The sequence below is a fragment of the Roseovarius tolerans genome, from assembly GCF_900109855.1.
GTDB classification, from domain to species: domain Bacteria; phylum Pseudomonadota; class Alphaproteobacteria; order Rhodobacterales; family Rhodobacteraceae; genus Roseovarius; species Roseovarius tolerans.
Genome location: NZ_FOBO01000017.1, coordinates 73,975 through 81,703, shown reverse-complemented (window position 1 = coordinate 81,703; position 7,729 = coordinate 73,975). Strand labels below are relative to the sequence as shown.

Genomic DNA, 7,729 nt, shown 5'->3' with positions numbered 1-7,729 from the left:
TACCGCTTCGCTACTTGAGTGCGAATAAATCCACCCACAAGCGCTCCGCAATATGGTCGACCCGGCTAAGGAAACGACCGCATTGAAAGTCATCTGTCTGATGTACATCGTTTCCAAAGAAACGAAGTCCATACAAGACAGTGAAGCTGACACTACATCATCGGACCGAAGTCCTAGTAGCGTTGATATACAGACGTTGATCCATCGACTGAACCAAACCGCCCACATATCTCTTCAGATACCAATTTTTCAAAGAGCGTCGAAGCAAAACCAACCGGAAGCGCCAAACTACCTAGCGCAACCCGCCAATCATACCTCAGATATTTTCTACCGCCTCACAATCCAGAGCATCAGCCCCGTCCCGTTCCGCGTCCCAACAACACCTCAGCGCCGCCGGTGAAAGGGCTTTTACGGTTAGCTCACCAAACCCGCAACCCCCTTTTTCTCCTTTTGTCATGTTTTTTTCAAAGAAGCGGATTTTGTCGTGAATTTAAGAGGTTAAGGAAAATTAACGTCGATTTCAGAGTGGCGCGCGCAACTTTATTTCGATGTCAATTTCGCGCTATTTCTACATATGGGGTTATCCACAGAGTTACCCCCAACAGAGCGTGATTTGCCCCGAAGACCCGGCAGGATTTCGGGCTCTACGGGCCGACTCACGCGCGCTGCACCCGCCGCCTTACGCGCCACCGCAGCGCCAGCAGCCCCAGAATCGCCGACAGGTAAATCAATGGCTCGATCTGAAACCCCTTGCTCAGCCAGATGAAATGCACAGCACCCAGCACCGCCACCCCGTAGGTCAGCTTGTGCAACCTTCGCCAGCGCGGCCCGAGGCGGCGCAGAGACCAGTCATTCGAGGTCAGAGCGAGGGGAATCATCAACAGGAAGGCGGTGAACCCCACCGTCACATAGGGCCGCTTGACGATATCGGCCCAGATCTGCGCCAGGATTTGCACGTCGAGCACCAGCCAGACCAGCAGATGCAGCCCCACATAGGTGAACGTCAGCAACCCGATCGCCCGGCGAAACCGGATCAGGTTGACCCCGAGAAACCGCCGCAGCGGCGTGATGCAGAGGCCCAGAATCACCAGTTGCAGCGCGACCTCGCCCAATTCCCGCTCCAGCGCCTTGATCGGTTCCGCCCCAAGGCCCCCTGTCAGGCCGAGCCAGAACGTCCAGACCGCGGGCACCAACAGGATCAGCCACACCGACCAGACCGGCACGCGCCGTGCCACGGCATTGATCCGGTCCACCAGCATCAGAATTTCTGGGTCAGGTCCATGCCCTCATAGAGCCCCGCCACCTCGTCGCCATAGCCGTTGAACATCAGCGTCGGAATGCGCGGCGAGAACAGCCCGCCGCCGATGCGCCGCTCGGTGGCCTGCGACCAGCGCGGGTGATCGACCTCGGGGTTCACGTTGGAATAGAACCCGTATTCGCGCGGATTGGCCTTGTTCCAGCTGGTCGGCGGCTCCGCGTCGGTCAGGGTGATCCGCACCACCGACTTGATCGACTTGAACCCGTATTTCCACGGCACGATCAGACGCAGCGGCGCGCCGTTCTGATTGGGGATGTCGCGGCCATAGATGCCGGTGGCCATGATCGTCAGCGGGTGCATCGCCTCATCCAGCCGCAGCCCCTCGACATAGGGCCAGTCCAGAACGGGATAGCGCACACCGGGCATCTCATCGGGGCGCAGCACGGTCTCGAAAGCCACGTATTTGGCACCTGATTGCACCCCGGCCAACTCAAGCAGATCCGCCAGTTCAAACCCGTTCCACGGCACCACCATCGACCACGCCTCGACACAGCGGAACCGGTAGAGCCGTTCCTCGACCGTCATCTTCGCCATGATCTCGTCAAAGGCATAATCGCCGGGCTTGTCCACCATCCCGTCGATGCGCACGCTCCACTGCTCGATGGTCAGCGCGTCGGCATAGCGGGCCGGGTCGCCCTTGTCGGTGCCGAACTCGTAGTAATTGTTGTAGCTGGTGATATCCTCCCAGCTATTCGCCTCCAGCGCATCCTCCTGCGCCTGCGCGCCCCCGGCCCCACCAATGAGGCCAAGGCCCGCTGCCCCCGCAATCATCTGCCGTCGATTGAGATAGACGCCCTCGGGGGTCACGTCACGCTCGCGCAGCGTATTTGTCCAGCGGTTGGCCATGTCATCCTCCTGATCGGTTACCTCTCATATAGAGAGAGACACGCGTCATGCCAGCCAAGGGTTTCAGATCACCCGATCACAATGCCGCGTCCGGGTTGTAACTTGGCCGGATCTTGTTGAACGGAATCGAGGTGCCATCGGCCTGCACCAGACGCACATGCCGCCGCCGCATCTGGCGCGGTTCGGCCACGCCCACGGAATGGGCGATCATCTCGACCTCCTTGATCACCGATTGCGCGTAACTGGCGACCTTCACGTATTTATCCTCGACAACCAGCCCGCGCTGCAGATGCTTGTCATGGGTGGTGATCCCGGTGGGACAGGTATTGCGATTGCACTTCAGCGCCTGAATACAGCCCAGCGAGAACATGAAGCCGCGCGCCGAGGTCACGAAATCCGCCCCGGCACAGAGCGCCCAAGCCACGTCGCCCGGGTTGATCAGCTTGCCGCTCGCGATCATCCGGATGCGCTCCTTGAGGCCGTAACGGTCACGCAGGTCCACCATGCGCGGCAAGGCCTCGCGAATGGGCATGCCGACCAGATCCATCAGCGGCATGGGCGCGGCCCCGGTGCCGCCCTCGCCGCCATCAATGGTGATGAAATCAGGCGCGCAATCGGTGCCGCGCGCGACGATCAACTCGAACATCGCCTCCCACGCCTCCGACGATCCGACCACGGTCTTGAAGCCGACGGGCCGCCCCGTCACCTCGCGGATATGCACGATCATGTCCAAGAGCTCGCCGAAGTCGTTGATCTCGGCATGGCGGTTGGGCGAAATGCTGTCCTTGCCGATCTCGATGCCGCGGATATCGGCGATCTCGGAATTGACCTTCTCACCGGGCAGGATGCCGCCCTTGCCGGGCTTGGCCCCCTGCGCCAGCTTCAATTCGAACATCTTGATACAGGGATTGTCCGACACCTCGCGCAGGCGCTCATCGCTTAGCTTGCCCAGCGCATCGCGCACGCCGTATTTCGCCGTGCCGATCTGATAGACCAGATCACAGCCCCCTTTGAAGTGGAACGGGCTCACCCCGCCCTCGCCGGTATTGAGCCAGATGCCCGCCTTCGCCGCGCCCCGGCTCAGCGCCTCGACCGCCGGGCGCGAAATCGCGCCATAGCTCATGCCCGAGACGTTGAAGATCGACTTGGCCTTGTAGGGAATCGCCGCCGTCGGCCCGATCTCCATCGGCGCTGTCACCGCGAACTGATCATCAAGCGGCGGAAAGGCGGCGGGTACAAAGATCGGCGTGCCCGGCACCCCGAGATTGCGGGTCGAGCCGAACGCGATCGTGTTGCCCTTGCCCTTGGTGGCATGGCTCACCCAATCCCGCTGCGCGCGGTTGAACGGCATCTCCTCGCGGTCCATCGCAAAGAAATACTGCCGGAAAAATTCGCCCAGCTTGGTGAACAGCCCGCGAAACCGCCCGATCACCGGATAATTGCGCCGGATCGCGTCGCCGGGCTGCGTCTTGTCGAGGATGTAGAAAAGCACCGCGACCAGAACGACCGTCCCCAGAAGCAACACGAACAACAGCGCCAGAACCTCAAGGATCTGCGTCACATACCCCATTTTGAAATCTCCAATGATCCAATCTCCCGCGCGCGCGGTCACGCCTTGCAAACTGCGCCTTTCACAGGGGGCAGGCAAGCCGTGAAATCACCCGGCACAGGCCTGTGACAGGGCGTTATCACGCCATCCGGGCCATTTGCCCGGGCGCGGCACAATCACAGGACAGCCCGTTTGAAACGCCCCTGAAACGCAGGCGATTTTCCGCAATATCACAAAAACGTGATTGGATGTTACAAGGCGACGAAGCTTAGCGAGCCACCCGAATTCGTCAAATCGCATCGGCGGAAATCCCCTGTGAACCAGTCGCACGTTTGGCGCGTAAGTCCTGCCATGATGCCACGCAGGCATCATATGAAACTGATGCTCAAAAGGGAGACGACACACATGTTTCGCAGAACCTATCTTGCCTTGACCGCAGCCACCCTGATGGCAGGCCCCGCCTTCGCCGATGACCATTCCAAGGACATCGTCGATATCGCCGCAGGCAATGACAGTTTCTCCACCCTCGTCGCCGCCGTGCAGGCCGCAGACCTTGTCGAGACGCTCAAGGGCGAAGGCCCGTTCACTGTCTTCGCTCCAACAAACGAGGCCTTCGCGGCGCTGCCCGAAGGCACGGTCGAAGACCTGCTCAAGCCCGAGAACAAGGACAAACTGACCTCGATCCTCACCTACCACGTGGTGCCGGGCAAGGTCATGTCGGGCGACCTCAGCGACGGCATGACCGCCGCCACCGTTGAGGGCGGCGAGGTCACCATCGGCACCGAGGGCGGTGTCACCGTCGACGGCGCCAACGTGGTGCAGGCCGATATCGAGGCCAGCAACGGTGTCATTCACGTCATCGACGGGGTGATCATGCCCAATTAAGCGCGCAGCGCACTCAAACCGGGGGGCGGCTCACAGGGGCCGCCCCTTTTGTTTTCGGCAATCCCACCGCATCGCGCACCATCAGCCGCGACAGGATCACATCCAACTCGCGCGCCACCTGCGCGGGCGCGGACAGGTCACGCAGGTGGCGCATCCGGTCCCGCGCCACATGCCAGTCGGCAGTATCGTAAATGCCCTGCGCCCGCGCAAACGCCTCGGCAATCGTGGCGGGCGCATGATCCTCGACCAGAAACGGATAATCCCGGCCCAGGTAAAACTCCGCATCATCAGTGTCGCGCGTGACCATCACATTCGCCCCGAAGGCGGCGGCGGTGAACCCCTTGGTAAACGGTTTCGCAAGGTCGCGCGCCAGCGTCTGAAGATGGTCCGGCGGGCGGATCGCGTAATGCAGGTTGAACCCGCACAGCCGGTCGAACCCAGCCTCGATCCCGCCCTCACCGCCCGCGTCGATCCGCGTGACATGCGCCGTGATGAGATCGGGAATGTAGACGTTATGCGGATGGCCCAGATAGACGGCCCGCAGGCCACCCGGGTCCTCCATCTGCCGCCCGACAAGGCGCGGATCATAATGATGCGTCAGATGCGCGACACCCGCGCGCCCATCCCCCGCCCCCCGGCGCGCCAGAACCCGGTTCAAGATCGCCTCACCCTTGCGCGAGGCCGCGATATGCAGATCGGCAAAGGGCGAAAAGCAATCTCGGGCGCGCGCATCCACATAATCGATCCCGACGCCCCGCGTCCGGCCGCGCAGCATCTCCATCCCTGCCTCGCCGAGAATCGCCCCCGTGCCCTTGAGCAGGATCACGATCCGTCCCGACAGGCTCTCGGCAAAGGCATGCGCCCCGGCCTCGGTCTCCAGATTGGGCAGCGCCCGCACTGCAAATGTGTACCGATCGCCCAGATACCGCCGCCCGATATCCGCCAGCTGATCGCAGCGCATGATCTTGGAGCCGGCGCGCCACAGCCGCCTGCGACAGATGAAGACGACCTCTTGCGTCACATGCCTGCCCGCCCCGCTCTGCCCTAGACGCCCGCGTCGATCATCGCCCGGGCGAGAATCGGCACGGTCTCGGAATTCAGACCGGCGATGTTGATCCGACTATCACCGATCATGTAAATCGCATGATCCTCGCGCAGCCGCTCCACCTGCTCGGGCGTCGCCCCCAGCCGCGAGAACATGCCGCGATGCTGCGCGATGAACCCGAAGCGGTCAGAGCACGACAGCCGCTGCAACTCGCCCGCCAATTGCTCGCGCAATTTCAGCATGCCAAGCCGCACATCCTCCAGTTCCGCCTGCCAGTCGGCGCGCAGATCGGCATCGGTCAGAACCATGCTGACAAGGCGCGCACCGTGATCGGGCGGAAAGGAATAGTTCTGCCGGTTGAGATAGGCGAGATTGCCCTGCGTGATCTTGCCAAGCGTCGCATCCTGCGCCACCGCCATCAGGATACCGGTGCGCTCGCGGTAGATGCCGAAATTCTTGGAACAGCTTGCCGCGATCAGCATCTCCGGGCAGTTCGCCGCCACGAACCGCACCGCCGCCGCGTCGTCCTCCAGCCCGTCGCCAAAGCCCTGATAGGCGATGTCGATCATCGGCAGCGCGCCCTTGGCGTTCAAGAGTTCCACCACCGCCGCCCATTCGGTCATGTTGAGGTTGGCGCCGGTCGGGTTGTGACAGCAGCCATGCAGCAGCACCACATCGCCCGCGCGCACACCTTCCAGATCGGTCAGCATCCCGGCGAAATCGACGGCGCAGGTGGCGCTGTCGAAATACCGATAATTCACCACCTCCATCCCCAGATGCGCAAGAATGCTCAGGTGATTGGGCCAAGTCGGGTCCGACACGAACACCCGTGCCTGCGGGGTCACCATCCGGACCAGTTCGAACGCTTGCCGCACCGCCCCGGTGCCGCCGGGCGTGGCGATGGTCGAAACCTGATCACGCGCCACCGCATCGCCCAGAACCAGCCCCACCATCGCATCCGTGAACGCCGGGTCCCCGGCCAGCGCGGTGTAGGCTTTCGTGCTCTCGATCTCCCACAGCTGCTTTTCGGCGGTCTTCACCGCGCGCATGATCGGGGTCACGCCTTCGGGCGTCTTGTAGACACCGACGCCAAGATCGATCTTGGTCTCGCGCGGGTCCTCGCGATAGGCTTGGCCCAGCGCCAAAATCTTGTCAGCGGGTTTTTCCTTGAGTTGCTCGAACATCATGCCTCTCCAGTGGCGACGGGCAGCGTCGGAAACGCGCCCCATTCGGTCCATGACCCGTCATAGAGCGCATGATCGGTCTTGCCGACCCGCTCCAGCGCCAGATTGATCACCGCCGCGGTCACGCCAGAGCCGCAGGAGGTGATGACCGGCTTGGCCATATCGACCCCAACCGCGGCGAGGGTTGCGCGCAGCTCATCGGGGTCCTTCATCGTCATGTCCTCGTTCAGAAGCGAGGTATAGGGTACGTTCTTCGATCCCGGAATATGCCCGCTGCGCAGCCCCTCGCGCGGTTCCAGCGCCTCGCCGCGATAACGCGCGGCAGCGCGGGCATCGAGGATTTCATAATCGCCCAGCTTAGCGGCGGCCGAGACCTGCGTGACGTCCTTCACCATGTGGTTCTGACGCCGCACCGTCATGTGCCGGTCGCGGATCACCGGCGGCATATCCTCGATGGCGCGCCCCTCGGCCTGCCATTTCGGAAACCCGCCATCCAGAACGGCGATATTCTCCTGCCCCATCAGCCGGAACAGCCACCAGACACGCGCGGCGGAAAACAGCCCCTTGGCGTCATAGACCACCACCTGATGCCCGTCGCCCACACCCATGGCGCGCAGCTTCGACATAAATTTCTCGACCGGCGGGGCCATATGCGGCAGCTCCGAGCGCGCATCGCTGATATCGTCGATATCGAAGAACCGTGCGCCGGGGATATGCCCGGCCTCGTATTCGGCGCGCCCGTCACGCCCCTCGGCGGCCATGAACATGGTGCCGTCAAGAATGCGCAGGTCGGGGTCCTTCATATGGGCCGCCAGCCAATCGGTGGAAACAAGGGTTTTCGGATCATCAGTGGCCATATGCGCCCCCCGGGTTCAGACCCTGTCTGACTACAGTCTGACGGC

At 62.3% G+C, this 7,729-nt stretch carries 7 protein-coding genes; 1 reads left to right on the top strand and 6 read right to left on the bottom strand.

Annotated elements, in window-relative coordinates; genetic code table 11:
- Nucleotides 1–656: 656 nt before the first annotated feature.
- From msrQ to BMX04_RS15420, 3 genes are all read right to left on the bottom strand, one after another.
- Nucleotides 657–1,259 (bottom strand): protein-methionine-sulfoxide reductase heme-binding subunit MsrQ, encoded by a 603-nt coding sequence (msrQ, locus tag BMX04_RS15430; RefSeq protein WP_074787797.1) that lies wholly within the window; start codon nucleotides 1,257–1,259, stop codon nucleotides 657–659.
- Nucleotides 1,259–2,164 carry a protein-methionine-sulfoxide reductase catalytic subunit MsrP gene (msrP, locus tag BMX04_RS15425; protein WP_074787796.1) on the bottom strand — a complete coding sequence of 302 codons (906 nt, stop codon included), beginning with the start codon at nucleotides 2,162–2,164 and terminating at the stop codon, nucleotides 1,259–1,261. The genes msrQ and msrP overlap by 1 nt, the downstream gene beginning before the upstream one ends.
- 76 nt (nucleotides 2,165–2,240) lie before the next feature.
- Nucleotides 2,241–3,734 carry an FMN-binding glutamate synthase family protein gene (locus tag BMX04_RS15420; RefSeq protein WP_074787800.1) on the bottom strand — a complete coding sequence of 498 codons (1,494 nt, stop codon included), beginning with the start codon at nucleotides 3,732–3,734 and terminating at the stop codon, nucleotides 2,241–2,243.
- A gap of 384 nt (nucleotides 3,735–4,118) precedes the next feature.
- Between BMX04_RS15420 and BMX04_RS15415 the strand changes: the two genes are divergently transcribed.
- A complete protein-coding gene (locus BMX04_RS15415) occupies nucleotides 4,119–4,598 on the top strand; it encodes a fasciclin domain-containing protein (RefSeq protein ID WP_074787795.1) in 480 nt (159 codons plus the stop codon).
- 13 nt (nucleotides 4,599–4,611) lie between these two features.
- On the opposite strand, the gene BMX04_RS15410 is transcribed toward BMX04_RS15415, so the two are convergent.
- Genes BMX04_RS15410 through sseA form a run of 3 tightly spaced genes read right to left on the bottom strand, consistent with a single transcriptional unit; the run spans nucleotide 4,612 to nucleotide 7,684 of the window.
- Nucleotides 4,612–5,619: a hypothetical protein gene (locus tag BMX04_RS15410; RefSeq protein ID WP_074787794.1), complete on the bottom strand. Its 1,008-nt coding sequence runs from the start codon at nucleotides 5,617–5,619 to the stop codon at nucleotides 4,612–4,614.
- A 23-nt stretch (nucleotides 5,620–5,642) separates the two neighbouring features.
- A complete protein-coding gene (locus BMX04_RS15405) occupies nucleotides 5,643–6,827 on the bottom strand; it encodes an amino acid aminotransferase (protein ID WP_074787793.1) in 1,185 nt (394 codons plus the stop codon).
- A complete protein-coding gene (gene sseA, locus BMX04_RS15400) occupies nucleotides 6,827–7,684 on the bottom strand; it encodes a 3-mercaptopyruvate sulfurtransferase (RefSeq protein WP_074787792.1) in 858 nt (285 codons plus the stop codon). Before sseA ends, BMX04_RS15405 begins: the two co-directional genes overlap by 1 nt.
- Nucleotides 7,685–7,729: the final 45 nt, after the last annotated feature.

Excerpts from the sequence above, each read along its gene's own strand:
- BMX04_RS15420 (WP_074787800.1), bottom strand. The coding sequence starts at position 3,734 with ATGGGGTATGTGACGCAGATCCTTGAGGTTCTGGCGCTGTTGTTCGTG.
- BMX04_RS15415 (WP_074787795.1), top strand. The coding sequence starts at position 4,119 with ATGTTTCGCAGAACCTATCTTGCCTTGACCGCAGCCACCCTGATGGCA.
- BMX04_RS15405 (WP_074787793.1), bottom strand. The coding sequence starts at position 6,827 with ATGTTCGAGCAACTCAAGGAAAAACCCGCTGACAAGATTTTGGCGCTG.
- msrQ (WP_074787797.1), bottom strand. The coding sequence starts at position 1,259 with ATGCTGGTGGACCGGATCAATGCCGTGGCACGGCGCGTGCCGGTCTGG.
- msrP (WP_074787796.1), bottom strand. The coding sequence starts at position 2,164 with ATGGCCAACCGCTGGACAAATACGCTGCGCGAGCGTGACGTGACCCCC.
- sseA (WP_074787792.1), bottom strand. The coding sequence starts at position 7,684 with ATGGCCACTGATGATCCGAAAACCCTTGTTTCCACCGATTGGCTGGCG.